The organism is Bacillus sp. FCW2, assembly GCF_021228595.1.
In the GTDB taxonomy this organism is placed as follows: domain Bacteria; phylum Bacillota; class Bacilli; order Bacillales; family Bacillaceae; genus Bacillus; species Bacillus velezensis.
In genome coordinates this window covers 4,149,456-4,150,015 of sequence record NZ_CP089436.1, presented here as the reverse complement: position 1 = coordinate 4,150,015, position 560 = coordinate 4,149,456, and the positions used below count along the sequence as shown (strand labels likewise).

Sequence of the window (560 nt, the reverse complement as noted above, 5' to 3'; positions counted from 1 at the left end):
AATAATGGTGGAGGATGACGGGCTCGAACCGCCGACCCTCTGCTTGTAAGGCAGATGCTCTCCCAGCTGAGCTAATCCTCCATCATATAAGTGACCCGTACGGGATTCGAACCCGTGTTACCGCCGTGAAAGGGCGGTGTCTTAACCGCTTGACCAACGGGCCCTGGTATTTTTTCGTTTGTTATGTATTAATAATTAGTGGCGGAGAGCAAGGGATTCGAACCCTTGAGACGGGGTTACCGCCTACACGATTTCCAATCGTGCTCCTTCGGCCACTCGGACAGCTCTCCATAAATGGCTCCGCAGGTAGGATTCGAACCTACGACCGATCGGTTAACAGCCGATAGCTCTACCACTGAGCTACTGCGGAATGAAGTCTGCCTGGCGATGTCCTACTCTCACAGGGGGAAACCCCCGACTACCATCGGCGCTGAAGAGCTTAACTTCCGTGTTCGGCATGGGAACGGGTGTGACCTCTTCGCCATCATCACCAGACGTTTTAGTGACATGTATTATTATACTATGTATTTCAGAAAAAGCAAGAGTTTTTTTGAAAAAAA

General features: G+C 50.4%; 4 tRNA genes and 1 rRNA gene. All 5 read right to left on the bottom strand.

The annotated features are described in order from the left end of the window. Nucleotides 1–5 precede the first annotated feature (5 nt). A tRNA-Val gene (locus tag K3G25_RS20660) sits at nt 6–81 on the bottom strand. Between the two features lie 10 nt (nt 82–91). Further along, nucleotides 92–163: transfer RNA gene (locus K3G25_RS20655), tRNA-Glu, on the bottom strand. A 36-nt stretch (nt 164–199) separates the two neighbouring features. Continuing rightward, nucleotides 200–290, bottom strand: a tRNA-Ser gene (locus K3G25_RS20650). A 5-nt stretch (nt 291–295) separates the two neighbouring features. After that, nucleotides 296–370: transfer RNA gene (locus K3G25_RS20645), tRNA-Asn, on the bottom strand. 9 nt (nt 371–379) lie between these two features. After that, a 5S ribosomal RNA gene (gene rrf / locus K3G25_RS20640) occupies nt 380–495 on the bottom strand. Between the last annotated feature and the right edge of the window lie 65 nt (nt 496–560).